The sequence below is a fragment of the Agarivorans sp. 1_MG-2023 genome, from assembly GCF_030548385.1.
Classification (GTDB): domain Bacteria; phylum Pseudomonadota; class Gammaproteobacteria; order Enterobacterales; family Celerinatantimonadaceae; genus Agarivorans.
In genome coordinates, this window is the sequence record NZ_JAUOSJ010000001.1 from 15,053 (window position 1) to 40,231 (window position 25,179).

Below are 25,179 nucleotides of genomic sequence, written 5' to 3' on the forward strand. Positions count from 1 at the left end.
TATGAAACGCGATCTCATTGTATTTGGTGAAGATTGGCAACGTCACCCTAGTAGTAGCCAACATGTAATTACCGAATTGGCTAAAAACCATCGTATTCTTTGGGTTAATTCTATTGGCTTACGTCGTCCGCGTTTAAGTTTTCGCGATGCAAAGCGGGTTATAGAAAAAGCTAAGTCGATGCTAAGGACAGCTAAAAACGCATCTGGGGAAAAGGAGCAATCGACGGAATTTTCGAGTAAGCCTTCAATTAAACCAAGCAGCATTCATGTGTTATCGCCGATTGCATTTCCTGCACCTCGTAGTCGCTTTTTTCGTTGGCTAAATCGCTGTATTTTGAAAATGCAGGTTAACAAACAAGCTGAACAGTTGGGCATTAGTAACCCCGATCTTTGGATAGCATTACCGACTGCAGTAGATATGCTGGGGCACCTTAACGAGCGCCAAGTGATTTATTATTGTGGCGATGACTTTAATGCTTTAGCGGGAGTGGACCATCAGCACGTGACCCGTTGCGAACGAGAGCTGGTGAATAAAGTTGATCATGTACTAGTGGCTAGCGATATGCTGTTGCGTAAATTTAGCAAACAAGCTGCGGTGGCAGCAAAAACTCGAGTACTACCTCATGGCGTTGATTACAATTTATTTGTACACCCATCAAGCCCTGCGCCTTCATTGTTGGAAGGTGGACCAGTCGCTGGATTTTACGGCAGTATTGCTGCTTGGTTAGACATTCCGCTAATCGTAAAAGTAGCGAAAGCACTGCCAGAATGGCGCTTTGTATTTATTGGCGATGTACAAACCGATGTATCCGCGTTTAAAGAGGTGAGCAATATTGAGATTGTTCCAGCGATAGCGCACAACGAGTTACCTCATTACGTACAACATTGGCAGGTCTCTTGGCTGCCGTTTAAAGCCTGTAAGCAAATTACGTCGTGCGACCCACTTAAGTTACGCGAATACCTAGCTGCGGGTAGGCCGGTGGTGAGTACGCCATTTCCGGCGCTAAAACCTTATGCCGGAATGGTGACTCAAGTGAAAGAAGCTTATCAAATGGTACAGGCTCTAGAAGATAGTTTGAATACACCACAAGCCTTGCAGCATCGCAGAACATCATTCCAACGGATGAGCGTGCGGTCTGAGAGTTGGTATGAACGGGCTAAGCAAGTGAATCAATTGCTATCTTGTTAGCTATAACATAGCCATATAAAAGGTGAGGCTTTGCAACTGAGCAAAGCCTTGGCTTTATTAAGCCACATTTTGCTGGTTCTTTTCATCGTGTGATGGGGGATTTATCAAGCCTTTCGAATCTTGTAAATTCTCCGCTTGCTGAGGAATAGCTTGGTTGTTTACTGTTGTAGATGCCGGTCGAGCAATGAATTCGCCACCACAATTTGGATGAGTTAAACCGGTAGCAATGCTATGTGGTTCATGTTGTTGCCAAAACTGTTCGATGAGGTTGAGTGACGAATTAATCACTGAAACCTCTAGCGAGCCACAGCTTATACATTTGGCTTTATTGGAGCGCTGCCTAGCAACATCTAGCTCAGCTCCTAGCGTTAATAATGTTTCCACCGAGCGGCGGCGCAAACGGCGTAGCTTTCGGTTAAACAAGCGTTGCCAATAATTGGTTTTAAGGGTGCCCTCGTAAGCGGCAACCTGTTGTACCAATTCACCCATTTCTTTAATGATAAGGTCAAGGTCTCTCAATTCTTCGGCGCTAACCAGTTGTTCACACTGCTTACACCAGCCTAAGGTTTTACGTAACGGTAACGCCAAACCATGGTGTAAAAATACTCTCCAGCCATTCACTTGTTTAGTGGTGGTTTCACAATCACAGCGGTTACAAAGTATTTGGGTAAGCGGCTTCGGCATAGCGTCATCCTTTAGTGATACTGATTTAAGTGTGGCTTATGATTGATAGTTTTGAAACCGCTTACTGGGTTTAGGGTGTAGATTCAAAATATTATTTTTTGAATAAGCGTTTTTCGACCCGCCAGTGGTATAGTATTTGGCAAAAATAGCGGGAGATGAACATGGCTAATATTCCAAATAATTATGCAAGCTTAGAACAAGGGTACCGCGAGAAAGCGCTAAAGCTGTTTCCTTGGGTATGTGGGCGTTGTGCTCGTGAATTTCCCTATTCAAATTTACGTGAATTAACGGTTCACCACATTGACCATGACCATACCAACAACCCTAATGATGGCACTAACTGGGAGTTACTGTGTTTGTATTGTCACGATCACGAGCATTCTAAATATACCGAGGCAGCACAATATGGTTCAACGGTAGAAGCTGGAGCCGACTTAAAACAAGAACAAGCTACTTCTAATCCTTTTGCTGACCTTAAAGCAATGATGGCAAACAAGAAGTAAATACCTCTCTGTACCTTTCATTTATGTTGAGTTGCGTTGCTGCTTAAGCCCACTATGCTATTTAGTGGGTAGGGGAGTCGCCCAATTATTGTTATGACGGATTGAAAAAAGGCTTTTTAGGCTCAAGTTTGCTAGTTATTGCGTTTTTAATTAACCAATTGCAGCAGTTTGAGATACTTTTTTTAAGAAAATTTGCAATAAATCGCTCAAATACAGTTCACCCTCTCGCCTTGTGCGACAGTAGTGGTATACTCCCCGCGAATTTGAAACAATTGATTAGAGTTGAACAATGGCTGATTTATCAAAATATAGAAATATTGGTATTTTTGCTCACGTTGATGCAGGTAAAACTACCACAACTGAGCGTATCCTAAAACTTACTGGTCAGATCCACAAAACTGGTGAAGTACATGACGGTGAGTCTACTACTGACTTCATGGAACAGGAAGCTGAGCGTGGTATTACTATTCAGTCTGCAGCAGTAAGCTGTTTCTGGGATGACCACCGCTTCAACGTTATTGACACTCCTGGACACGTTGACTTCACTGTTGAAGTATACCGTTCACTTAAAGTGCTTGATGGCGGTATTGGCGTATTCTGTGGTTCTGGTGGTGTTGAGCCTCAGTCAGAAACTAACTGGCGCTACGCGAACGAATCAGAAGTTGCACGTATTATCTTCGTTAACAAACTAGACCGTATGGGCGCTGACTTCTACCGTGTTGTTAAGCAAACTCAAGACGTACTAGCGGCTAACCCGTTAGTAATGGTTCTGCCTATCGGTATCGAAGACGACTTCGTTGGTGTTGTTGATCTACTAACTGAAAAAGCGTACATCTGGGATGACACAGGTCTTCCAGAAAACTACGAAGTAACTGATATCCCTGCGGATATGGTAGAAAAAGCGGCTGAATACCGTGAAATGTTAGTAGAAACTGCCGTTGAGCAAGACGATGACCTAATGGAAGCTTACATGGATGGCGTAGAGCCAACTATTGAGCAACTTAAAGCGTGTATCCGTAAAGGTACGCGTACTATGGACTTCTTCCCAACTTACTGTGGTTCAGCGTTTAAAAATAAAGGTATTCAATTAGTACTTGATGCTGTTGTTGATTACCTACCAAGCCCAACAGAAGTTGATCCACAACCTCTTATGGACGAAGAAGGCGAAGAAACTGGCGAGAAAGCTATCGTTTCTACTGATGAAACATTCAAAGCATTGGCATTCAAAATTATGGATGACCGCTTTGGTGCATTAACCTTCGTACGTATCTACTCTGGTAAATTGAACAAGGGTGACACCATCCTTAACTCGTTTACTGGTAAAACAGAACGTATCGGCCGTATGGTTGAAATGCAAGCTGATGACCGTAACGAATTAACGAGTGCGCAAGCTGGTGACATTATCGCCATCGTGGGCATGAAGAACGTACAAACTGGTCACACATTATGTGATCCTAAAGACCCTTGTACGCTAGAGCCTATGGTTTTCCCTGTTCCAGTAATCTCGATTGCTGTTGCGCCTAAAGATAAAGGTGGTTCAGAGAAAATGGGTATCGCAATTGGTAAAATGGTTGCTGAAGATCCATCTTTCCAAGTTGAAACTGACGAAGATTCAGGCGAAACCATCCTTAAAGGTATGGGTGAGCTTCACTTAGATATTAAAGTTGATATCTTGAAGCGTACATACGGCGTAGATCTTGTTGTTGGTCAACCACAGGTTGCTTACCGCGAAACTATTACTCAAGAAATTGAAGATAGCTACACGCACAAGAAACAATCTGGTGGTTCAGGTCAGTTCGGTAAAATTGATTACCGTATTAAGCCTGGTGAAGCAGGTTCTGGTTTCACTTTCACCTCTTCGGTTGTTGGTGGTAACGTACCTAAAGAATTCTGGCCTGCAGTACAAAAAGGCTTCAATTCAATGATGGAAAATGGTCCTCTAGCGGGCTTCCCATTATTGGATATGGAAGTTGAATTGTACGATGGTGCATTCCACGCAGTAGATTCATCAGCCATTGCTTTTGAAATTGCAGCTAAAGGCGCTTACCGTCAATCTGTTCCTAAGGCGGGACCTCAACTTCTTGAGCCAATCATGAAAGTTGACGTATTCTCTCCAGAAGATCACGTTGGTGATGTTATTGGTGACTTAAACCGTCGTCGTGGCATGATTAAAGACCAAGAAGCTGGCGTAACCGGTGTACGTATTAAAGCTGACGTACCACTAGCAGAAATGTTTGGTTACATTGGTTCTCTACGTACTATGACTTCTGGTCGTGGTCAGTTCTCTATGGAATTCTCGCACTATGCTGCTACTCCACAAAACGTGGCTGAGTCAGTAATTGCTGAAGAAAAAGAGAGACAAGCTAAAAAGTAACTTAACTTTTTAGTACGAAGCCGCTCCTAGAGCGGCTTTTTTTATGCCTTAAATAATGTTCTATCTATTTAAGTTAGCGATTAAAAAAGCAGCCACTGGCTGCTCTTTTTGATTTGATTAGGATGAAAGTTGCCGGTTAAAACTTAATGGAATGACGTCCGGTTTTTTGATTCTTTTTAGACGTATCTACCGGTTGTTGGCGTGCTTTGGTGGATGGTTTTTTGCTCTTGGCTTGTTTGGTCACTTTATTGTTGGTTTTAGAACTGGCCACTTTTGATGTTTTATCTTGGGGGATCACCGCAGTCGCTTTTGTCTCTGTAACAGCTTGATCGCACACGACATACAAAAATTGGCCATTAAACTCAATGATGTCGCCAGCATAGATCTTCTTACGCTTTTGTTGCTCTAACTCACCATTTACGCCAACGTAACCCTCGGCTATGGCCATTTTGGCTTCGCCACCGCCGTTCACTAAATTGCCGATTTTCAGCACTTTATAGAGTTCAATAGGCTGTTGTTCTACAAAGACTTCAAGTGCTTCTACTTCAATTTCTTCGGGAGAGTCTTCGTATTCGTTCATTGATATTGGCCATTCTTTTAAAGTGCAGGGATTATCGCGAGCCGCTTTGCTGGGGTCAAGTGAGTAATCGGGTCATTCATGATGAAATAATAGTAGCCGTTTGGCTTTCTAGTGCATTAAGGGCTAATAATATGTTCAGCTAATAGTGTATCGAGGGCCAAGTAGAATGGGCGTACGCCACGGATTAACCATACTCTTTTTGGGCGTTCTCACAGCTTGTAGTCCAATGCCTGAGGCGATTCAACAGCAACAAGACTTTATTAAAACAAATTTGTTAAACAACCCTAATGTTAACCATTATCAAGTAGTTGATGGTGAATTTTCTCTCAGCGTACACAGCAATGGGCGGGCTAAAAAAGCGGTGATGCTTTGGGTACACGGCACGCCAGGTTCTTGGCAAGATAGCGCTTATTTGATCACCGAACCGAGCTTGCTTAGTGAGGTATTAGTGGTCAGTATCGATAGGCCAGGCTGGGGGGAATCTCAATACACAGCTGCTCCTCAACCAGTTGCAAGTATGTTTGACCAGGCGCGATTGATAAGCCCTCTTATTCAACAACTAAAACGGCAGCATCCTGATGTGCCGTTGATTGTTGTGGGCCACTCTTGGGGAGCGTCTTTAGCGCCTATTTTAGCCCAACAACATCCCAGTGACGTAGGCGGCTTACTATTATTGGCTGGGGGACAAAGCGCTGAGCTCACCGAGCCTCGCTGGTACAACAAATTTGCCGCTAACGGAGTGGGCCATTTTTTGCTGTCTCTATCTGAAATGGGGAGGCAACTTAATCAAGCTAATTTAGACATGTACGCTTTACAAGATGGGTTAGCAAATTCTGCTGAGCGTTTAGCATCGATAAGTATTCCGGTCGTTTTGGTGCAGGGCGGTGAAGACCATTTGGTTGATCCTAAAAATGCCGATTTTGCTGAGAAGTATTTGTCAACGGAACATAGCAAGGTGATTCGTTTGCCCAAGCAAGGGCATTTTATGCAGGTTGAACAAGTTAGCTTAATTGTTAGCTGCATATTTGCATTAGCAGCCAATCAGCTTGACGATTGTAATCCCGTTTAGCCGCTATTTGTTAGCAAACTGCTTTACCTGAAAATTAGCAAAGTCGACATGCGTTTCTGGCTTGAGTTTGTGCGCTTCGACTGTTGAGCGGTAGATCCCCCATTTCGGGCGCACAAAGTGCTTGCTAGTGTTACCACGCCACATATCAAGGTTGTTCTCATGAAGATTAAAAATCTGATGGCCGTCGCTCAGTCGAGTGAGGGTTAAGCTAAACCAACCTTGGTCACTGTATTGAGCTTTTACCACAGCTTCTAGCCATTGACCTTGTACCAAATGCCAATCGTTACGCGCTAACACATTGGTTTTTACTAAAGGGCTATGACGAACTTCTATACCTGATTTGCCATTTCGGGTATTGCCGGTGAGGGTAATAATTGGCATTGAATCCTCGCCCCCCACGGCTTTTAGCTGAAATAAATGCGTAAACTTGTTGGTTACTTGCATTTGCTCACTGACTCTAAACTTCCAAGAGTATTCGAAAACGCTATTTTCATAGCCTTTTAGTTTATCTGGCGAGCCGCCGTATATTTTGATCTCGTTGCGTTGACGGTCAATGAACTTGCCTTTGTTACCATCTGCATCACGATGCAAGATAAAACGAAAGTAAGGGCCTATTTCTGGGTCACTGTGTTCTTCAATGTGGGCTACACCTTGATGGTCGCCGCTGAATCTATCGGGAGATTCAGCGGCGTTACTTCCAAACTGTGCTTGTACTAATTGGTAAGGTGTTAAACCGCTATTTTTGCCATCTGCGTCTAAACGAGCGCTGGCTATAACTCTTTCACCAAGCTCTTGGCTTGAGGGCTCATGCTTAAGTGCTGAGTGGGTAGGTATTGCGCTACTGCAAGCCAGTAGCGCAGGTACACTAAGCAATACCAATAAATACCCAACGGCGTGTTTAGCTTGAACATTCATCCTGTTTACTCTTGTTTAAGTGTATGTGCTTAAGTGGTTAATGGTTGCTCAGAAGCTGCAATGCAGTCTTTAAGTTTAAAGATGGCTAGCTGGCCAAGCTGTTGCTCAGACTTAACTTTTAATGATTCACTGGCTTGCTCGTTGTGCTCTGCGTCTTTATGAGCCGAATGACCGAGATCTACTATTTTTTGTACATTGTTTGCAACTTGCGAGGCTACTGCCATTTTCTCTTCAGCAGTGCTGGCAATTTGTTGGCTATAGGCGCGAATTTGCTCCAGCATGACCGCAATATTCTCTAATTGCTGGTCACTTTGCTCGGCTTGGGTTAAGCATTCTGCCACCATTGACTCACCTTGTTTCATTAGCTCAACCGCAGCGTTGGCACCTTTTTGTAGTCCGTCTATCACACTGAAAATCTCGGTCGTTGAGTTTTGGGTTCGGCTAGCCAGATTGCGCACCTCGTCTGCAACGACCGCAAAACCGCGACCTTGTTCACCAGCTCGGGCGGCTTCAATGGCTGCATTTAGCGCGAGTAGGTTAGTTTGCTCGGCGATGCTTTGAATAACATCAAGGATAGAGCCGATGTCGTCGGAATTTTGTTTTAAGGTATCTACTTTCTCAGCGGCATTAATAATGGTGGCCTTAAGTTGAGTGGTTGTATTGCGGGTAGTATGTGCGGCTTTTCGCCCTTGTTCAGTGAGTGCAGATACATCGCCAATATCATCGCGCGAGGTATTAGCTTGCTGGGAGACATCTTGTACGCCTTCTTCCATGGCTTTAACGGCATCGGCCACAATGTTGGTTTGAGCGCGTTGCTCGGAAATAATGGTGCGAGAATGCTGGCTAGCATTTAGGCCGGTTTCGGCACTGCTTTCTAGTTGTTTGGCACTGTCTACCATAGAGCCGATAACCTGGTTAAATTGCTCGGTGAGTAAGTTGAGTTGTTGGGCAATTTGGCCAAATTCATCATTCTTCTCAATAGTAATTTGCTCACTAAAATCACCGTCTACTAGCTTTTTCATTTGTGCCAAAGTGCGTTTTAGTGGCCCTTTGATGCTAGAGGTTACGCTCCACGCTACCACCAGTGAGATAGTTAACGAGGCTAACACCACCGCAATCATGGTTGTTATGGCAGTTTGAGAGGTGTTGCTTACTTGGGCTTTTGCCTTAACAATCATGGATGACACCGCATCGCTAGCGAGTGTTAGCTGTTCTAGGGCTTCTGCGGTTTGGGTATTAATTACCTCAAAGTTATTGCGTTGTTGTTGGCTCAAATGAGTGAGGTGATCAATTTCACTAAACAAACCATTTTTGTTAATGGATTCATTGAGCAACACAAAGTAGTTCACGACACTTTCAATATCATCTTCAATGTAGAACTCAAGCTCGTCGCGTTTTTCTATCATTTGTGCATAAAGCTTTTTAAGTTGAACCAATTGCTCGGTGGTTTGTTTGACCGTTTTGGCATAAAAGGCTTCGTCTAGCAGGCGCTCTAAAATGGCACCATCGGCTTGTAAAGCAATGGCTATCCATTGCGCATCACCATCTACAGAGTCAGCAATAAACTGAAGATCCTCGTGGTAGCCACTCCATTGCTGCTTAAATTGGCGACGCAGGCTTTGAACGGCTTTGTTAGTTTTTACCCATTGTTGGTGATTGGCAAACTGGGTGCTAGCTGTGGTAAAGGTTGTTTCAGCGTGGGCTTTAACGGGTTTAAGTATTTGGTTTAGCTCAGGGTAGCTTTTGGTGAGTGTCAGTAAGTCTTGATAGGTGTTTTGATAGGTTAGGGTAAGGGAGGCTGCTTGGCCTTCTAACTGATTCATTTGCTCAAGAGATTCGGTGTTGCTATGTAAGCCAATCACCCAGGCTGAGTTAAGTAGCAAGCCCGATAAACGGTTGGATAGCTCTGCAGTGGGCGTTAGCTGGTCAACAGTCTCGTTAAGTTGAGACTCCAAACCTCTAATATTAAATTGGCCAATCAATGCGATGGCAATTAACAGCACCAGTAGAGTGGCAAAACCGATTAGCGTTCTCATCACAACAGAAATTTGCATGGGCCATCCTTAGCGTTCAGTCAATTTACAGCTTGTTTATTGCGCAATGTATTTTTGTTGTTATGGTATTACAATTAAATTATTGCGCAGATGTGATTAAACCAACACTTATGCCATAAATGAAAAGCGTTAAAGAGAGCTAACGCAGATGCTTTGAGAGCGATATATTTAGGAATGGTTCAAGGGGGACTTAGATAGAACTTGAAACAGCAGACTTAAAATAAAGTCTGCTGACAGCTTAGATTACTTTGGGGTGTATTCTAGATAATCGTAGTAAGCCCAGTTGTTTTGGTTGAAGTACTCTTGTGGGAAGTACTTTGCATCTGCTGAGTTATCTCCATGCCAATGGTTAATCATTATACGTGTGGGATCGACTGGCCAAGCATATTGTGGAACCTCGTTGGCAGCAACATAGCCATCTCCATTGTCTTTATATAAGCTGCGAATAATTCGCGTATTTCCTGAAGAGTCTATTAAGTACCAATCGATTTTCCAACTCGACCAATCAAAGCCTATATGGACCATATCTTGGTGGATGTTGAGTCCGTATTGGCCTAAATCTATATCTTGCTCCCAACTCTGATATTGGCCTCCTTGAGGCTGGTAGATAAGATTAGTGTGCACCACGTTGCCAAGGCTAGGCAAAAACTCGATATCAATTTCTTGCCAAGCTCGACCAGGAACATCGTGCCACGAGGTGTAAGTAAAGATTGAAGATACAGTGCCGCGTGCGTTACCTGTTTTTAGGCTCGATTGCACTTTGCCATAACTTAGTAACGATTTTGTTCTAAGTTCGGCGCATTGGTTTGGCGCTACGTTAAGTGTAATTCCGTGTGAACTGGGTGAAATTTTGGATGGGGTAAACTTACAGCCAAAGGGGCTGCCGTTACTGCCATCGCGAGCTTGCCAAATGCCTGAGTTGTATCCCCAGCTAAAATCATCTTTAAAAAAATTAGCATGCGCAGGTGTGATCGTCGCTACGGTTAATGCAATTGCAAATATAGAGGTAACTTTCATTTCTATCATTTTCCTTATGTAGAGTTTGTTGTTATTTTTAATGATGTTACTTTTGTCTAAACGTCGCTAAACCCAATAAATACTGAGGCTGAGTAGCGTTTGGGACTCGGTGCAGCCCTGCCTAACACAAGGTTAATAGCTCAACATTAACTGAAGAGGTATTGATATAGGCACGGCTTTTAAATGCGTTATTGATAGCGATTAGCCATTGATTGCGTAACTGCTTAGGCCTGTGGCTATCGACACGAAAATGGCTAGGCGAATCAGTGACGCAGCTAGAGAACCTACCCACCTAGTAGAGTTTAATGTTGTAAATGAGTTCATTAGCTGTCCCTAGCGTTCATAAATTCTTAACAATTGATTAATACTTTTATCTTGAACGCTTGGTAACACAATTGTTGTTTTATTAGGCTGTGACAGTTTTAACGGTTAAAAGCATTTGCCTGAAACACCATCAAGAAACTTAGCTTTTACTGGTTTTAAGGGGACGATGCTCTAGAAAACGCGTTACCAATAAGCTTAAGCACTAGCATGAGAACGCTAGTCTCAGAGAGATTGTTGGAATGTTCTACTTTAGGTGGACAAATATTCTTGGTATGTATGATTTTTTAGATTTACTTACTATTTTTTTAGCTAATTGATATAAATCAAATTTGGACTTGGGTGGTCGGAGTAGTCTGATAGTTGAGCTTAAACTGAAATTGTCATCCTTGGTTGAGCATAATAATTCTAATAAATTCAAACTAGTATTTGATACGCGTAACTAAACCTTGTCGATTGTTTTTGCAATTAGTTAAGGCTCCAGAATGCATTTATCTACTGCCCAGTTACTAGAAATCGTTTCAGCATTTCCTGACTCGACCCTCGTGTTCACTGAAGACGGCTATTGTATCGCTCACCTTGGCGACCAAGAAACACACTCTTTTTCCTGCAGCCGCTTGTTAACCGGACGTTTTGTTGCGGACGTATTTTGTGAAGAAAAAGCTAAGTGGTTTATGCAGCAAATACGGATGAGTATCTTTGACCAAAATTTACGCGTATCCGAATATTCCATCTCTCCCATGGATATGAGACTTCCTTGTAGCGAGAGCAGCAAGCTAGAGCGTGAAGAGTGGTTTGAAGCCCGAATTTTACCATTACAGTCCTTTATTGATGGGCAGCGTGGGGTGGTGTGGGCTGCACGCAACATCAATGAGCGCTATAAGTTGGAGCAGCAGTTGCGTTTTTTGAGCGAAACCGATGCACTAACAGGCGCCTTTAATCGTCGTCGATTCTTCGAAAGCTTAGCGAATCATTTTCAAACTTATCATCGCCATTATTTGGATTGCAGTTTAATAATGATCGACATTGACCACTTTAAAGCAATTAACGATGAGCATGGTCACCCTTGCGGTGATCGTATTTTGAAGCAGTTATATGAGGTTATAAAGTCTCAGTTAAGAGATGTAGATCTATGCTCTCGTATGGGCGGAGAAGAGTTTGCGATTTTGTTACCGCATACTAAGGTTAATGACGCGTTCGTAAGTGCTGAGCGAATTAGAAAGGCCGTAGAACAGCAACTGTTTAGTTATCAGCACGGTTGTTTACATGTCACCGTTAGTATCGGGGTTAGCAGTATTGAATCAAGTGATATTAGTCGTGACAGTGTTTTACAGCGGGCTGACGATGCCCTTTACCAAGCTAAAAAATCGGGGCGAAATCGTAGCTGCCAACATCGCCACTTAATGAAAGTTTAATTATAATTTTCAATAGTTTGTTTATTATTTTAGCAATTTAAAATCCCCGCTAACATTATTAGTTTGTGGTTTTCCTTGATCTATTTCTTTGAGATAAATACTATCAATTTTTGCTGAATAAATGCTCATGGCCTTAGCCATTTCATACCCTTGTTACCTCGAGCTTTTTTGTTTCAGATACTAAGGATAGTTTTAAAGACCAAGGAGTTGTCTTGTTGAAGCCTTCAACTAGTGCTTGTTTTTTGTTGTTTTGCGCAAGCAATCTGGTCGCAGAAGAAAATAATCCTCTGTCGAGCTTAGAATTAGAATCGCTAATGGCCACCGACGTGCAAGCTACGTCGGCGATGAAGCGTGCCCAATCTGCGTTTACCACAGCCGCCTCTTTATACGTATTAAGCAAAGAAGATATTAAAGCGTCTGGTGCGGTTACCGTTGCTGAGTCTTTAAAGCTGGTTCCTGGTTTAGAAGTGAGGCAGCTTGATAATAATCAGTGGGCTATAACAGCAAGAAGTGTGGCTGGCCGTTATACCAGTAAACTGTTAGTGATGGTGGACGGCCAAAGTGTATATAACCCGTCTTTTGCTGGCGTTTACTGGGAAACCTTAGATGTGCCTTTATACGATATTGAACGTATTGAGGTGATCCGCGGACAAGGTGGCTTGTTATGGGGCAGTAACGCCACCAATGGGGTGATTAACATCATCACTAAAAGCAGCCTAGATACGCGAGATACATTGGTACAGGTGAGCAGCGGTGACCAGCTTAATTACGATGTAGGTCTGCGTCATGGCGGCAATTTGGGTAATAACGGCAGTTATCGCGTATATGGTAGCGTACGTGATTCCGATGCGTCGAAACATGGAACTAAAGCAGAACCTAACGATGATGCTAAGCAAAAAAGTATCGGCTTTCGATTAGATTTTGCGCCGAATGATGATTTATCTATTCTTACTCAGCTGAACTATACCCACACTGACATGGGGCAGAATTTGAAAGCTTTGTCAGTAGAAACTAATCAAAACACACTTCATCAAGATCGGTTTCAGCGCCAAGATGGGCGGGTAATGGCGCGAGCGGAACACCGTATGTCGCACTCATCGAATCAAATGTTGCAGGCTTCGTGGGCGATTCAAGATGGTGAGCAGCTTTATTTAGATGAACGCTTTCAGTCATTAGACATCGATTATCAAATGAATACTTTATTTGGTCGTACTCAGTTTGATTGGGGTTTAAATTACCGTAATAGCGATCTACCTTTCGAAGAAAATGCGTTAATTAGCAGCGACGCAGACCTGTCGCGTTTGCAACAATATGGCGCATTTGTTCAAGCTCAGTTTACGCTTGTTCCGGAAACCTTAAATTTAATTGTGGGTAACAAGTCAGAGCACAATAGTTTTACCGGCTGGGAACACCAGCCTGTGGCACGATTGTTATGGCAACCAAGCAATAACCATGTAGTTTGGGGAGCAGTATCGCAAGGGGTGCGCACTCCTTCGTTGGCCGAGTATGATTACGACTCGGCGCTCAACGGCACCCGTGTAGGAGAGTTTATACAAACCGGTATCGATGCTATTGATCAGTATCACTTGCGAACGGTTTTAAATGGTAACCAACAAGTCGAGCCAGAAAAGTCTCTGTCTTATGAATTAGGTTACCGTTTTAGCCAGTCTAACTGGTCTTTAGATGTGGCGTTGTTTCATACCCAATCTAAAGATGTATTTGCAGTTCAACCCAATACGTCTCCTGAAGGTGTTGACGAAATATTTGCGTTGTTAGCGGCCGGCAAATACCAAGAGGCGCAACAAGCGCTTACTGAAACGGTAGTAGAGTTTGATGTTGTATCTAATGCAGAACTCAATGTGAAAGGCGGCGAGGCCTTAATTGCTTGGCAGCCTAACCCTCGATTTACCAGTGAGCTGGGCTATAGCCAAATGTCGTATCGCTATAATTTACAGCCAGATACCCAGCCAGCCATTGGTTACGATTCTGATTCAAAGCAATTGTTTGCTAAAGCAGGTTGGCAGGTATTTAAACAACATTCTTTATTTGCGCTATTCCGTTCAATCAACAGCGATGCCTATAGAGTGGATGACTATGATGTTTTAGATCTTAGTTGGAATTGGCAGTTTAAACCCAGCACCCAATTATCTCTTAGCGGTAAAAACCTGTTAGCTGGTAGCCATGTTGAGTATAACAATACCTCGGAAACATTTACTGTCCCAAACTATATTGAGCCCAGTGTAGTGATTCGTTTAATGGCTGAGTTTTAGGTTGTTTAATGCGATTAATTAAGCGCTTTTTCAAATCAGTGGGTGTGCTATTACTGCTACAAGTAGCGGCTGTAAACGCAGAACTCAATGATAAAGAAGCGGCGCTAAAAGCTGGCTTTTTGTTTAACTTTGCGCGTTATAGCGATTGGCAAGTAGCGGCGACTCCGGTGGGGTATTTTAAGCTGTGTAGCCCCGATAGTGACTTTTTAGATACTGCGAGTTGGGTATTACACCAGCAAACTATTCATGGTTTAGGCATTAAAGTCGCCCTTGTCGAGCTAGACTCATTAAACATTAACCAATGTAACTTGTTGTTTGTTACTCATCGTTATCGTGAGCAATGGGTCACCACCGATAAAAGTTTGCTGCTACATACTATGCTAGTGGGCGAAACTCCTGATTTTATTAAGCTTGGCGGTCATATACGATTTTTCTTAGCATCAGGGAAAATTCGCTTTGAGGTTGCTCCAGAGTCGTTGAAAAAGGCTGACATTGTTATGAGCTCCAAGGTATTAAGGCTGAGTAGAATTGTTAAAGAGGGCGAGCAATGAAATCCTTTTTTAGCATGAATACCATGAGCAAAAAGTTGCTACTGATATTAATGAGCATGGCTATTTTTTCCAGTGCGATGGTGGCGGGTGTATTTAGTGCCTACGAAGTCGTCAGTGCCAAGCGCGATCAAACTGAAAGTCTGCAGAATATGGCTGACATTTTGTCACCTAATATCACCGCGGCCTTGTTGTTTGATGATCAAGAGGCGATGCAAGAACTGGTTGAATCTTTGTTGTTACGTGAAGACGTAATGAAAGCAGAAATAAGAAATACCGAACTTAAGGTACTCGCCAGCATTCAAAGTATGACTAAGCATCATGAGTTTGGTGAAGAACCTGGTGAAGTTATTGAAATCATCAGTTTATTGATACTCGATGAGCAAGTGTATGGGCAACTGATTGTTTGGGCTAACGATAGCTATATTGACCAACGGATTGGCTTTTATAGCCAGTTTTTAGTCGTACTTTTATTGTTTACCTTTGGTTTGAGCCTGTTCTTGTCGCTGTTCTTGCAACGCGGTTTTTTACGTCCTTTATTGCACCTTTCCCAGGTGGCAGAACGAGTAACGCGTAGCAGCGATTATAGCTTGCGCGCTCAACAATCTAGTGCCGATGAAGTGGCTGATCTCACCGAGTGCTTTAACAGCATGTTAGAAACCATTGAGTTACGTGAACGGATGTTAGAGAAGCAAGTGAGCGTGCGAACGCAAGAGCTTGAGAATGCCAATGAACAATTGTTGCAATACGCCTACACCGATGGCTTAACGGGTTTACCTAACCGCCATTATTTCTACGAAAAAATCCAAGAGTTAGTTAAGCAAAATAGTCATTTTGGTTTGATATTCATTGATTTAGATGGCTTCAAAGAGATTAACGATACCTTAGGCCACGATTATGGCGACATTTTACTTAGCCAAGCTGGTCAACGGATCCTTAGATGTGTACGAGAGCAAGATACGGTCGCGCGCTTGGGGGGCGATGAGTTCACCATTGTTATTGAAGGGGTGAGTGAACAACAACCATTGGCCAACATTGCAGAAACCGTGCTGCAAGGTTTAGCTAAGCGCTTCACAATTAAACAAGAAGACGCCTATGTTAGTGGCAGTATCGGCATCGCTTTTCATCCTTTAGATGGCGCTAACGTAGAAGAGTTAGTGAAACATGCCGACCAAGCGATGTATGTTTCAAAGGACCGTGGGCGTAATTGTTATCAGTTTTTCTCATCTGCTATGCAGGTAGAAGCTCAACAAAAACGGCGCTTGGTTGAAGAGTTACGTACGGCTTTGGTTGAGCAGCAATTCGAGTTGTATTTCCAACCCATTACTGCCCTTGAGTTCTCGGCAGAAACAAGCGCGGTGACTAAGGCTGAAGTACTCGTGCGCTGGAATCACCCACAACGTGGTTTAGTTTATCCAGGCGAGTTTATTGAGGCAGCTGAACAAGCCGGGCTAATTAGAGAGCTTAGCCAGTGGGTCATGCATCAAACCGTGGAAACGGTGGCAGAGTGGTATCGACAAGGGGAGTGCAATATTCAAGTGGCGGTTAATACCTCTCCCTCGCAGTTTAATGATGGCGGTAAATGGATTGATGATTGGTTGCATGCCATCGCAATGCATCAACTTCCAGCTCATAGCATTATGATTGAAATCACTGAAGACGTGTTAATGACTACCGATGCTTCGATTAAAGATCAACTCGCGCGATTACATCAACGGGGTATTGATGTTGCGATTGATGATTTTGGTGTGGGGTATTCATCGTTAGCTTACTTGCAGCAACTCGATATCGATTTACTTAAAATTGATCGTTCGTTTATTCAGCACTTAACGACCGACAAAGATAGCGTGGCCTTAGTTAAAGCGATTGTAACAATGGCCCATCATTTGGGTTTGAAAGTTGTTGCGGAAGGGGTGGAAACTGAGCAGCAACGCCAACAGGTATTAAGCGTTGCTTGTGATTATGTGCAGGGTTATTTAGTCTCTAAGCCAATACCTAAAGACTTATTTAGTCAGCGCTATTTGTTCCAAACTACTGAATAGCTTTGTTGATTTAGCTCACTTAACGCTCCCAGTAAGCCTCTTCTAGGCTTTCTTCTCGCTCTGGCAGGCCACGTGATAAACGTGGACTGTGTTGGGCGAGTACTTCATAACTTACGCGGTTAGCGTATTTACAAATTTGTGCAAATGATGAATAGCTAAGTGCATCGAAGCGATGTTTGCTAGATTGCTCAACATTGCTACGGTGGAATACATTGGCTGCCATGTCGTGTAATAGTGCAGACAATGCGCCATCACCCGCACCGTTGGTATTGGTGATTTTTTCAGGCCCACCCATAAATGGTGCAATATGCGAGTACACCTTAACTGCTTGTTTACAATCTTGTTTTAGCATGGGGCGAGAAAACTCATATTGATTGAATTCTGGTATCGCTCCTGGCAATAGCGTGTGGCTTGTTACGCGTTTATGGCTTTCATCGGTGTAACCTGCCATAAACAGCCCCCGAGAACCGGCAGTACAAAGGATTAAATCACACCATTCAAGTGCGGCTTCACAAGCTAGTAGTACATCGCTATGTCCGGTTAGGGCTTCCGCTTCTTCTTCGTTCATTGCTAGCACAGTAACGTGCTCCGCGACAAACTGTTGCCACCACTTTGGGTCGTCTTCAATTAAGAAGCGAGTCCCTAGTGTGAGAACAACAGGTACCTCTGCTTGCTTGGCGTAGTCAATCGCCTGCATGGCGGCTTGAGTAATAGGGTCATTACCCGCTCGCATCAAATAGGCGGTAAGCGCTAATGCTGCGCCAGATTTAACTAAGCTTTCATCAATGTATTCTGGGCTTAGTTTGTCCATATGCCCTTTAGAAATGGCAAAGGTACGCTCGCCGCACTCGGTAATTAATGTAAAACAGCGGCCAACGGGCCCGTCTACGGATTGCAGGTGGTTTAAATCAACCCGAGAAGAGGTATTACAAAGGTAGCGGTAGGCATAGTCACCTACAGTAATGTTTTGGCTCATCACGCCAAACATGACAGAACGGCCGTCAGCAAGGGTAGAATAATTGTGTAAAGTATTGCCTATAGTGCCGCCAGCAAATTCTGCTGCGATCAGTTGCTTGTCTTGCAGCTCTTGGTATAAGCGTTGAGCCGCTTGATCGTCAATCAGTAACGAATTTCCTTTTACCAGTTTATGGCGTTGAATAAAGGCATCATCTACGTGCGCCTCTATATCCACCAAGGTTTGGTCAATGCCAGTAATATGGGTGAGTTTTGGGCGTAAAACCGGGTTTAGCTCGTTCGTTAGTGGATCGCGAGACTCAACCGGGAAATAATGCTTTGACTTACGTTGACCAGGAAATTTCATGTAAAAGATCGCTTGTTTTTATTTAGTCATATTTTAGCAGTGTAGTTGGCTCACTACTCAAGGGCGGCGATTCTAGCACACCCGATACAAAATGTTGCTTACTGTTTTATATGTAGATTTAAATATTTTATTTATTGAATATAAGTGATTGATTCGGCCTCTCACTGCCATTCGTTGAGTAGAGTTTGGTAGGCCAGTAATGCGGGGTGAGCATGGCTAACACTTATACGTTGGTAGTGAGCGATGGTTTTGTCTAAATACTGCTGATGTTCAGGGTTATTGGCCTGCCACATTTGGCTGCCGGTTAAGCTAATTGCTTGTGACACTTCAGTGCTTAAATGAAGAACTTCATAATAGCGTTTGTTTTCAAGTACAAGGTGTTCGCTAAGTAGCCCCAGTTTTTGTTGACTTAAAAACTCACGAAGTTCGTATTGGTGATGTACCGGGCACAAAATCAACTCAAAGCGTTTACCGACATTGTGGGCGAAGAACTTTTTCAAAATACTGATACACAACTCTCCACCAACGCCGGCGATAATTACTAGTTGCTTAGCGGTATCTTCAAGAGAAATTTCAGCCGAATCCATACAATAGACCCGCCACGAACTGGTGTTGGAATTAGCCGAGTAGGGCAGGTGTTTTGCCAGTTTTATCTCAAGTTGTTGAGTGATCTTGGGGACGCAATCTACAAAGTGAACACGCTCGGCCGCCTTGCGCTGAACTAAGTGTGCGCCAAGCATTCCATGGTCGCAGCAGCAGTCCCAAATATCTTGATAAGAGTGTGTTATCAGTTGGTCGATACAGGCTAAACGGTGGCTGAGTTTCACAAAATACTCCTTAGTAAGGTTATGAATAGTAGTTATTTATTCAGTGGTGGCAAGAAACTTTGCCAGCTTGAATAGAAGTAAATAGCAAGAAAGAACACATACACGCTAAAAAACACTGATTCTTTGTTGATTATTAACAAACTTCACTAAGTTACTCATAAGCCTATCAATGTCAGCATTATCTTCTTACAACAGCCAGTTTGTTCATTTAAAGATTCGTTACTACGCTAAATTTTGGGGTGTTTAACTGTTAGCACAATTTCCCACCTCATTTGTGAAGAGTTTATGAAGAAAGCTCAAACCAAGGAGTGAACATGAATAAGTTAATTGCAGGGCTCGCACTTAGTGCGATGGCAAGTAGCGTCTCAGCCGCTACTATTTATGAAAATGGTAAAACAAACGTCAGCATAGGTGGCTATCTAGGTATAGAAGCCTTCTATCAGGCGGGATACGGAGATGGGGCTAATAAAGACAGCTCATTTGAACTACAAAATAAGACCTCACGGATCCGGTTTGCCTTTGAGCATGAAATGGTCCAAAACTGGATAGCGGGTGCTCAGCTAGAGTGGGGGTTTAACCCTACAGAAGGCTCTAGTGCTAGTGACCCTCTGTTTAGTAATCGTTTAGGTAACATCTACTTTAATAACGATGGCTTTGGAGAATTGCGGGTTGGTAAGCAATGGTCTGCTTATTACGACATTGCAGTATGGACCGATCAATTCTGGAAGTTTGGTGGTGATGCCTCTGGCACCTATGACGGTCGTAACGGCGGCGATGAATCTGGTATGGGTCGTGCCGACGAAGCAATTGTTTATCGCAAGTCATTTGGTGGTTTTGGTATAGCCGCTCAATATCAATTTGAAAAAGATGATAGTGCTCGGGATTATGGTTATCAAATTAGCGGTAAGTATGATTTTGATTTTGGCTTGTCCTTTGGTGCTGCGTACGCGGCGAATGGATATGACAACACTAAAACAGGTTACGTAGGTGCTGCTGATCAAGATAAAGCCAAATCTTGGTTAGCGGGTGCGGTGTACGAAGACGATATGTTTTATGTGGCCGGTTCCTACGGTGAGTATGAAAACCTGAGTCGGAAGTTTAGTACCTTAGCCGATAAAGCTAATGGTGTAGAGCTAATAGGTTTCTACAAAATCGATGGCGGTCTCTATCACGTATATGCCGGTTATAACGGCTTAGAGGATAAAACTAGTGGTAGCCAAGGCGAGTTAAGTTACGCCGCGGCGGGTGTGGGTTGGAAGCCAGGCCAAGTATTGCTAGCACTTGAGTACAAATTCGGTTTAGAAAATAAAGACGCAGCAGGCGCCGACAAAAAGCAAGATGAAATGTCGATACAAGCGCGTTACTACTTCTAGCTAAACGTTATGGCGCTAGTTCAGCTAGCGCCGCTTTTTAATCTGGGTCAACACGCTTCATTTGTAAAAGCTGATACAATTGCTTCTTTTTAGTTAGAGATTGAAAATGAAGTGGTTAACGGTGTCTTTTCTGGTGATTATTGCTTTGGTTAACTTTGGCCCTAGGGTAAGCGCTATGTTTTTTTCTAAACCTAATACCACGGTGTTGTTTAACAGCGGGTGTTTCCTTTACGGCGAATTACGGATTAATCCCGTTAACCTTTCCTACTTTATCGTGCTAGATGATGGCCAAGAGCTGTCTTTTGCTGATGATAGTTATGCTGAAATTTCTTCTGAAGATAACCCTATCGATATCTCTGAAGTAGATTTTTGCGTATAGTCTGATTACAAAATATTTACATTTATAAGCCTGAACCCTCAGGCTTTATTACTCTTCTCCATTGATTTTTCACCCACATAGCTGAAGTGGTTTGGTGTTCAGCTTATCCCTCATAATAATTCCACTTATTTTTATAGCCTAGATCTCAGTTTTTGCCTATATCACTTGGGTTTAGACTAAAGATTAATACCTAGCCTGTTAATCGTTTGTTAACTTTTACTTCGATAGGCTTGAATTGAGTTTATATGTGTATCTATCTGAGTAGCTGCAGATAAAAACTCAATGATTTGTTCGGCCGTTAACATTTTAGTTACATCCTTAATACCATAACACTGCAGTATCCTTTGCGATCTGCTCGGAGAAATATCATGGAAGAACAGACTACATATTGGCAAGAAAACTTGCGTCTAATATTTACCTGTCTCGTCATATGGTTCGTGGTTTCATTTGGTTTTGGTTTGCTATTAGTAGAGCCGCTAAATGAAATTCGATTAGGTGGTTACAAGTTAGGTTTCTGGTTTGCACAACAGGGCTCAATTTACACCTTCGTAGCTTTAATATTTTGGTATACCGTCAAAATGAACAAGCTCGATAAAAAATACCATGTTGAGGAGTCTTAGATGGACGAGTTAAAACTCTATACATACATCGCTGTATTCGGTTCGTTTGGTTTGTATTTTGCTATTGCTTGGTGGGCACGTGCGTCTTCTACTAGTGACTTTTATGTGGCTGGTGGGGGGGTTACACCTATTCAAAACGGTATGGCAATTGGTGCTGACTGGATGAGTGCAGCTTCGTTCATCTCTATGGCGGGATTAATTGCCTTCCTTGGATATGGTGGTTCTGTTTTTCTAATGGGCTGGACAGGTGGCTACGTTCTATTGGCCATGTTACTCGCCCCGTATATGCGCAAACACGGTAAGTTTACCGTCCCTGAGTTTATTTCCGACAGATATTACTCAAAAGGTGCGCGTATAGTTGCGGTGCTGTGTTTAATCATTGCATCTCTTACTTATATTATTGGCCAAATGAAAGGTGTAGGTGTTGCCTTCTCTCGCTTCTTAGAAGTTGAGTACGACATGGGCCTATACATAGGTATGTTTGTTGTTTGGGTTTACGCAGTACTAGGCGGCATGAAAGGAATTACCTATACCCAAATTGCCCAATATTGTGTGCTTATCTTTGCTTACACTATTCCTGCTGTGTTTATTTCATTGCAACTTACCGGTAACCCGATCCCTCAAATTGGCTTGGGTAGTACCTTGGCCGATGGCAGTGGTGTATATCTGCTAGACAAGCTGGATATGGTCGTTACCGATTTAGGCTTTAAGGAATACACCACCGACAACTTGGGTGGCACACTTAATATGTTTGCTTACACCATGTCGTTGATGATTGGTACTGCAGGCTTACCTCACGTAATTATGCGCTTCTTCACTGTTCCTACGGTACAAGCTGCACGTTCTTCAGCGGGTTATGCCTTAGTATTTATTGCCTTGCTGTACACCGTTGCTCCTGCGGTAGGTGCTATGGCTCGCTTTAACTTAATGAATACTATTGTTCCAAGTGCCGGTGATAACCTGGTTTACAACGAGCGTCCTCAGTGGTTTAAAGATTGGGAAAAAACTGGCCTACTTCAATACGAAGATAAAAACGGCGATGGCAAGATCCAATATGTTGCGGATAAAGAAACCAATGAAATGGTGAAAGTAGACCGAGACATTATGGTATTGGCTAACCCAGCTATTGCTAACCTACCTAACTGGGTAATTGCCTTAGTGGCTGCTGGTGGCTTAGCCGCAGCATTGTCTACAGCTGCGGGTTTGTTGTTGGCTATTTCGTCCTCGATATCTCATGATTTGATGAAAGGGGTGCTTACGCCTAATCTCTCGGATAAAAATGAACTGTTAGCAGGGCGAATAGTGATGACCTTGGCCATTTTGGTATCTGGCTATCTCGGTTTAAATCCGCCTGGCTTTGCCGCAGGTACTGTAGCCTTGGCCTTTGGTCTTGCTGCATCCTCTATCTTCCCGGCATTGATGATGGGTATCTTTGCTAAGAAAATGAGTGGCACTGCGGCTGTAGCTGGTATGTGTTCTGGTATCGGTGTGACTATGCTGTATGTATTCCAGCATAAGGGCATTATGTTTATCCCTGGCACGTCATTCTTGGGTGATATGGGACCAAACTGGTTCTTAGGTATTTCTCCAAACGCCTTTGGTGTAGTGGGTGCCTTAGTGAACTTCGCTGTTGCCTTTGCAGTATGTAAAGTAACAGGGCCAGCGCCTCAGCATATTCAAGATATGGTAGATAACTTCCGCGTTCCACATGGTGCGGGCGCTGCTCACGACCATTAATTTTGAATGAATCTAATCCCTAGTAAGCAAAAGGCTCCCTAGTGGGGGCCTTTTTTTGTAAAAGTATTTGCAAAAGTTGTTACTATTCAACGCGCTGCCTATTAGGTAAAGAGAACTAAATAATCGAATACAGGAAGTAGTAAGGATGAATAGACATACCAAGTTGGCTTTATTAGTAATGCCTTTTTTGGCGGTTGGTGGTTACATTGCATCCGACATTTATTTAGAGCATGACGCAGACAAAGACCGAATTTACCAACTGAGTACTTTTGGACATTGCGACATTATTAATCAAAAATGTATTCTCGAATCTGGTGAGTTTCAGTTAAACATTAGCGATGAAATGGGCACCACCATTGTAAATTCCACTTTCCCGCTCGACAGTGCCACGTTGTTTTTAGTGGACAGTTCTAACGAAGCCACTGCTTATCCGCTAGGCATGAGCGACAGCCCTTACTATTGGCAAAGTGAGACTCAGCTACGAAGTTTTATCCCAAACCAAGGGGATAGTTACAAGCTTAGGGTGATAGCAAATATTAAAGGCGGTAAATATATTAGTGAGTTTTATAGTCAAACGGTACGTTAATCTCCACGCGGTGGGTAGGAAACTATGGTGGTCAGTGCTACAGTTTAACTAATAAAATCAATACCCTGATAGGTACCGCATGCACATTACTCCCGAACGTTTGATTTATTTGGTCACAGTTGCAGAAACACGTTCGTTTTCAGCTGCGGCGAGAAAACTTGGAGTGAGCCCTTCTGCAGTAAGCCAAGTTGTGCAAAACATGGAGGTGGATTTAAATGTTCGGTTATTTAATCGAGTGTCTGGTCAGGCTCCCACATTGTCAGAAGTCGGTAAAACCCTTTATGTACAGGCTTTAGAAATCTTGCCGCGTTTACGCGCGATGGAGCAAAAAGCACAGTCTTATCTCGATGGTGTAGAAGATAAGCTCACTATTGGGGTATCGGGTTACAGCTTCTTCCCCGGCTATAGCCAAAAGATTAAAGATTTGTTGGCTAAGTTCCCTCAATTAAACTTGAATATTATCGATGTCGACGAGTTTGACTCTGTTAATTTTGGTATCGATACGGCCGCTGATATTTTGATTACCCCTGCGGAACTGATCCCTAGAAGAGGGGTTGAGAGTGTTTTAATTGGCCGTATTAAGTGGTTGTGCGTGTGTGCCCCTAATCACCCTCTCGCCAGCATCAAACACGCCTTGTCGGTACAAGATTTGTTATCACATATTCAAATAACCCCAGCGGTATCTAATTTTATTACCGACGAAATGGCAGAGTCTGTGCGTTTAAGTTCACAAGTGGTTAACTGTTCTAGAATGTATCAATTCAAGCAGTTGCTTTTAAGTGGTGTTGGTTTTGGCTTATTTCCAGAGCCTTTGGCGAAAGAGTTACTTGAAAGTAATCAACTGGTGGAATTAGAACGTGATTTTATTATTGATGACTTTGAATGGCCGATAGAAGTGGTGTGGAGCCAAGCAATTGGACCTGCAGGCGAGTGGTTTATTGAACAGCTAACCCGCATTGATGAGTAAAGCTGTTATAATTGTTACCGGTCGGCGAGAGTAAATCACTGGCTAGATCATTAATTGTTTAAATTGTTGTGATTAATACAAGATGATCAAATACACTTAGTAATTATGTCTTTTCCCCTTGTTTGTATAGGAATGAGTAGTGAGCTCTAATCAAAAATGCCCATCTTGTGGCGGCCATAAACCAGCACTCATGGCATGTCGCGATTGCGGCTTTACATATACGGTAACTAGCCGTCCGCCTGCCGCAGCAAAACCAGTAACACCCGTCGCTAAATCTGTACCGCGCAGTGAGTACCGCGCAGTAATGGAAGAAGGTGGCCCTAAATCGCAGGTAGTGATTAAAACCAAAAAACGTCGTACTTACACTATCCCAAGTGAAGAGTAAGCC

22 protein-coding genes are annotated in these 25,179 nt (G+C 43.2%); 15 read left to right on the forward strand and 7 right to left on the reverse strand.

The annotated features are described in order from the left end of the window. Nucleotide 1 precedes the first annotated feature (1 nt). The gene (locus Q4592_RS00090; protein WP_303508235.1) at nt 2–1,189 is read left to right on the forward strand and encodes a glycosyltransferase; all 1,188 of its coding nucleotides are present in this window, start codon (nt 2–4) and stop codon (nt 1,187–1,189) included. A 57-nt stretch (nt 1,190–1,246) separates the two neighbouring features. Here Q4592_RS00090 and Q4592_RS00095 read toward each other — a convergent pair whose 3' ends face one another. Further along, nucleotides 1,247–1,873 (reverse strand): hypothetical protein, encoded by a 627-nt coding sequence (locus Q4592_RS00095; RefSeq protein ID WP_303508239.1) that lies wholly within the window; start codon nt 1,871–1,873, stop codon nt 1,247–1,249. A gap of 161 nt (nt 1,874–2,034) precedes the next feature. Here Q4592_RS00095 and Q4592_RS00100 point away from each other — a divergent pair, with 161 nt between their 5' ends. Both Q4592_RS00100 and fusA read left to right on the forward strand, forming a co-directional pair. Next, the gene (locus Q4592_RS00100; RefSeq protein ID WP_137673096.1) at nt 2,035–2,376 is read left to right on the forward strand and encodes a YajD family HNH nuclease; all 342 of its coding nucleotides are present in this window, start codon (nt 2,035–2,037) and stop codon (nt 2,374–2,376) included. A 289-nt stretch (nt 2,377–2,665) separates the two neighbouring features. Then, nucleotides 2,666–4,750: an elongation factor G gene (gene fusA, locus Q4592_RS00105; protein ID WP_303508248.1), complete on the forward strand. Its 2,085-nt coding sequence runs from the start codon at nt 2,666–2,668 to the stop codon at nt 4,748–4,750. Nucleotides 4,751–4,886: 136 nt separating this feature from the next. On the opposite strand, the gene Q4592_RS00110 is transcribed toward fusA, so the two are convergent. Further along, nucleotides 4,887–5,330: an RNA-binding S4 domain-containing protein gene (locus Q4592_RS00110; RefSeq protein WP_303508251.1), complete on the reverse strand. Its 444-nt coding sequence runs from the start codon at nt 5,328–5,330 to the stop codon at nt 4,887–4,889. Between the two features lie 226 nt (nt 5,331–5,556). Between Q4592_RS00110 and Q4592_RS00115 the strand changes: the two genes are divergently transcribed. Beyond that, nucleotides 5,557–6,399, forward strand: a complete 843-nt coding sequence (locus tag Q4592_RS00115) for an alpha/beta fold hydrolase (protein ID WP_303508254.1) — start codon at nt 5,557–5,559, stop codon at nt 6,397–6,399. Between the two features lie 3 nt (nt 6,400–6,402). Here Q4592_RS00115 and Q4592_RS00120 read toward each other — a convergent pair whose 3' ends face one another. The 3 genes from Q4592_RS00120 to Q4592_RS00130 form a co-directional block, all read right to left on the reverse strand. Further along, nucleotides 6,403–7,314 carry a heparin lyase I family protein gene (locus tag Q4592_RS00120; protein ID WP_303508257.1) on the reverse strand — a complete coding sequence of 304 codons (912 nt, stop codon included), beginning with the start codon at nt 7,312–7,314 and terminating at the stop codon, nt 6,403–6,405. A 29-nt stretch (nt 7,315–7,343) separates the two neighbouring features. Continuing rightward, nucleotides 7,344–9,368 carry a methyl-accepting chemotaxis protein gene (locus Q4592_RS00125; RefSeq protein WP_303508260.1) on the reverse strand — a complete coding sequence of 675 codons (2,025 nt, stop codon included), beginning with the start codon at nt 9,366–9,368 and terminating at the stop codon, nt 7,344–7,346. Nucleotides 9,369–9,611: 243 nt separating this feature from the next. Further along, complete coding sequence (locus Q4592_RS00130; protein ID WP_303508263.1) at nt 9,612–10,385, reverse strand: family 16 glycosylhydrolase; 774 nt, start codon at nt 10,383–10,385, stop codon at nt 9,612–9,614. A gap of 806 nt (nt 10,386–11,191) precedes the next feature. Between Q4592_RS00130 and Q4592_RS00135 the strand changes: the two genes are divergently transcribed. The 4 genes from Q4592_RS00135 (at nt 11,192) to Q4592_RS00150 (ending at nt 16,981) form a co-directional block, all read left to right on the forward strand. Continuing rightward, on the forward strand, nt 11,192–12,121 hold the full coding sequence (locus tag Q4592_RS00135; RefSeq protein WP_303508265.1) for a GGDEF domain-containing protein: 930 nt from the start codon (nt 11,192–11,194) through the stop codon (nt 12,119–12,121). A gap of 212 nt (nt 12,122–12,333) precedes the next feature. Then, complete coding sequence (locus Q4592_RS00140; RefSeq protein ID WP_303508267.1) at nt 12,334–14,391, forward strand: TonB-dependent siderophore receptor; 2,058 nt, start codon at nt 12,334–12,336, stop codon at nt 14,389–14,391. 8 nt (nt 14,392–14,399) lie between these two features. After that, a complete protein-coding gene (locus Q4592_RS00145; protein ID WP_303508269.1) occupies nt 14,400–14,942 on the forward strand; it encodes a YfiR family protein in 543 nt (180 codons plus the stop codon). Next, nucleotides 14,939–16,981 (forward strand): bifunctional diguanylate cyclase/phosphodiesterase, encoded by a 2,043-nt coding sequence (locus tag Q4592_RS00150; RefSeq protein ID WP_303508272.1) that lies wholly within the window; start codon nt 14,939–14,941, stop codon nt 16,979–16,981. Before Q4592_RS00145 ends, Q4592_RS00150 begins: the two co-directional genes overlap by 4 nt. Nucleotides 16,982–17,000: 19 nt before the next feature. Here the strand turns inward: Q4592_RS00150 and Q4592_RS00155 are convergent, their stop codons facing one another. Together Q4592_RS00155 and Q4592_RS00160 are read right to left on the reverse strand one after the other, a co-directional pair. Further along, the gene (locus tag Q4592_RS00155; protein ID WP_303508274.1) at nt 17,001–18,302 is read right to left on the reverse strand and encodes an inosine/guanosine kinase; all 1,302 of its coding nucleotides are present in this window, start codon (nt 18,300–18,302) and stop codon (nt 17,001–17,003) included. A 161-nt stretch (nt 18,303–18,463) separates the two neighbouring features. Then, the gene (locus tag Q4592_RS00160) at nt 18,464–19,129 is read right to left on the reverse strand and encodes a tRNA (adenine(22)-N(1))-methyltransferase TrmK (protein ID WP_303508276.1); all 666 of its coding nucleotides are present in this window, start codon (nt 19,127–19,129) and stop codon (nt 18,464–18,466) included. Between the two features lie 314 nt (nt 19,130–19,443). Here Q4592_RS00160 and Q4592_RS00165 point away from each other — a divergent pair, with 314 nt between their 5' ends. The 7 genes from Q4592_RS00165 (at nt 19,444) to Q4592_RS00195 (ending at nt 25,176) form a co-directional block, all read left to right on the forward strand. Further along, on the forward strand, nt 19,444–20,502 hold the full coding sequence (locus tag Q4592_RS00165; RefSeq protein ID WP_303508279.1) for a porin: 1,059 nt from the start codon (nt 19,444–19,446) through the stop codon (nt 20,500–20,502). A gap of 106 nt (nt 20,503–20,608) precedes the next feature. Continuing rightward, nucleotides 20,609–20,881 (forward strand): hypothetical protein, encoded by a 273-nt coding sequence (locus Q4592_RS00170; RefSeq protein WP_303508282.1) that lies wholly within the window; start codon nt 20,609–20,611, stop codon nt 20,879–20,881. A 368-nt stretch (nt 20,882–21,249) separates the two neighbouring features. Continuing rightward, nucleotides 21,250–21,501 carry a DUF4212 domain-containing protein gene (locus tag Q4592_RS00175; RefSeq protein WP_137673083.1) on the forward strand — a complete coding sequence of 84 codons (252 nt, stop codon included), beginning with the start codon at nt 21,250–21,252 and terminating at the stop codon, nt 21,499–21,501. Next, nucleotides 21,502–23,238 (forward strand): sodium:solute symporter family protein, encoded by a 1,737-nt coding sequence (locus Q4592_RS00180; protein WP_137673082.1) that lies wholly within the window; start codon nt 21,502–21,504, stop codon nt 23,236–23,238. A gap of 145 nt (nt 23,239–23,383) precedes the next feature. Continuing rightward, nucleotides 23,384–23,824 (forward strand): hypothetical protein, encoded by a 441-nt coding sequence (locus Q4592_RS00185; protein WP_303508289.1) that lies wholly within the window; start codon nt 23,384–23,386, stop codon nt 23,822–23,824. Between the two features lie 79 nt (nt 23,825–23,903). Next, nucleotides 23,904–24,791 (forward strand): LysR family transcriptional regulator, encoded by an 888-nt coding sequence (locus Q4592_RS00190; RefSeq protein WP_303508291.1) that lies wholly within the window; start codon nt 23,904–23,906, stop codon nt 24,789–24,791. 139 nt (nt 24,792–24,930) lie between these two features. Continuing rightward, nucleotides 24,931–25,176, forward strand: a complete 246-nt coding sequence (locus tag Q4592_RS00195; protein WP_137673079.1) for a hypothetical protein — start codon at nt 24,931–24,933, stop codon at nt 25,174–25,176. Nucleotides 25,177–25,179 lie beyond the last annotated feature (3 nt).

Coding starts and splice junctions, on each gene's coding strand:
- Q4592_RS00125 (WP_303508260.1), bottom strand. CDS start 9,368: ATGCAAATTTCTGTTGTGATGAGAACGCTAATCGGTTTTGCCACTCTA.
- Q4592_RS00130 (WP_303508263.1), bottom strand. CDS start 10,385: ATGAAAGTTACCTCTATATTTGCAATTGCATTAACCGTAGCGACGATC.
- Q4592_RS00180 (WP_137673082.1), top strand. CDS start 21,502: ATGGACGAGTTAAAACTCTATACATACATCGCTGTATTCGGTTCGTTT.
- Q4592_RS00120 (WP_303508257.1), bottom strand. CDS start 7,314: ATGAATGTTCAAGCTAAACACGCCGTTGGGTATTTATTGGTATTGCTT.
- Q4592_RS00095 (WP_303508239.1), bottom strand. CDS start 1,873: ATGCCGAAGCCGCTTACCCAAATACTTTGTAACCGCTGTGATTGTGAA.
- Q4592_RS00155 (WP_303508274.1), bottom strand. CDS start 18,302: ATGAAATTTCCTGGTCAACGTAAGTCAAAGCATTATTTCCCGGTTGAG.
- Q4592_RS00100 (WP_137673096.1), top strand. CDS start 2,035: ATGGCTAATATTCCAAATAATTATGCAAGCTTAGAACAAGGGTACCGC.
- Q4592_RS00170 (WP_303508282.1), top strand. CDS start 20,609: ATGAAGTGGTTAACGGTGTCTTTTCTGGTGATTATTGCTTTGGTTAAC.
- Q4592_RS00190 (WP_303508291.1), top strand. CDS start 23,904: ATGCACATTACTCCCGAACGTTTGATTTATTTGGTCACAGTTGCAGAA.
- Q4592_RS00110 (WP_303508251.1), bottom strand. CDS start 5,330: ATGAACGAATACGAAGACTCTCCCGAAGAAATTGAAGTAGAAGCACTT.
- Q4592_RS00165 (WP_303508279.1), top strand. CDS start 19,444: ATGAATAAGTTAATTGCAGGGCTCGCACTTAGTGCGATGGCAAGTAGC.
- fusA (WP_303508248.1), top strand. CDS start 2,666: ATGGCTGATTTATCAAAATATAGAAATATTGGTATTTTTGCTCACGTT.
- Q4592_RS00175 (WP_137673083.1), top strand. CDS start 21,250: ATGGAAGAACAGACTACATATTGGCAAGAAAACTTGCGTCTAATATTT.
- Q4592_RS00090 (WP_303508235.1), top strand. CDS start 2: ATGAAACGCGATCTCATTGTATTTGGTGAAGATTGGCAACGTCACCCT.
- Q4592_RS00185 (WP_303508289.1), top strand. CDS start 23,384: ATGAATAGACATACCAAGTTGGCTTTATTAGTAATGCCTTTTTTGGCG.
- Q4592_RS00115 (WP_303508254.1), top strand. CDS start 5,557: ATGCCTGAGGCGATTCAACAGCAACAAGACTTTATTAAAACAAATTTG.
- Q4592_RS00150 (WP_303508272.1), top strand. CDS start 14,939: ATGAAATCCTTTTTTAGCATGAATACCATGAGCAAAAAGTTGCTACTG.
- Q4592_RS00135 (WP_303508265.1), top strand. CDS start 11,192: ATGCATTTATCTACTGCCCAGTTACTAGAAATCGTTTCAGCATTTCCT.
- Q4592_RS00145 (WP_303508269.1), top strand. CDS start 14,400: ATGCGATTAATTAAGCGCTTTTTCAAATCAGTGGGTGTGCTATTACTG.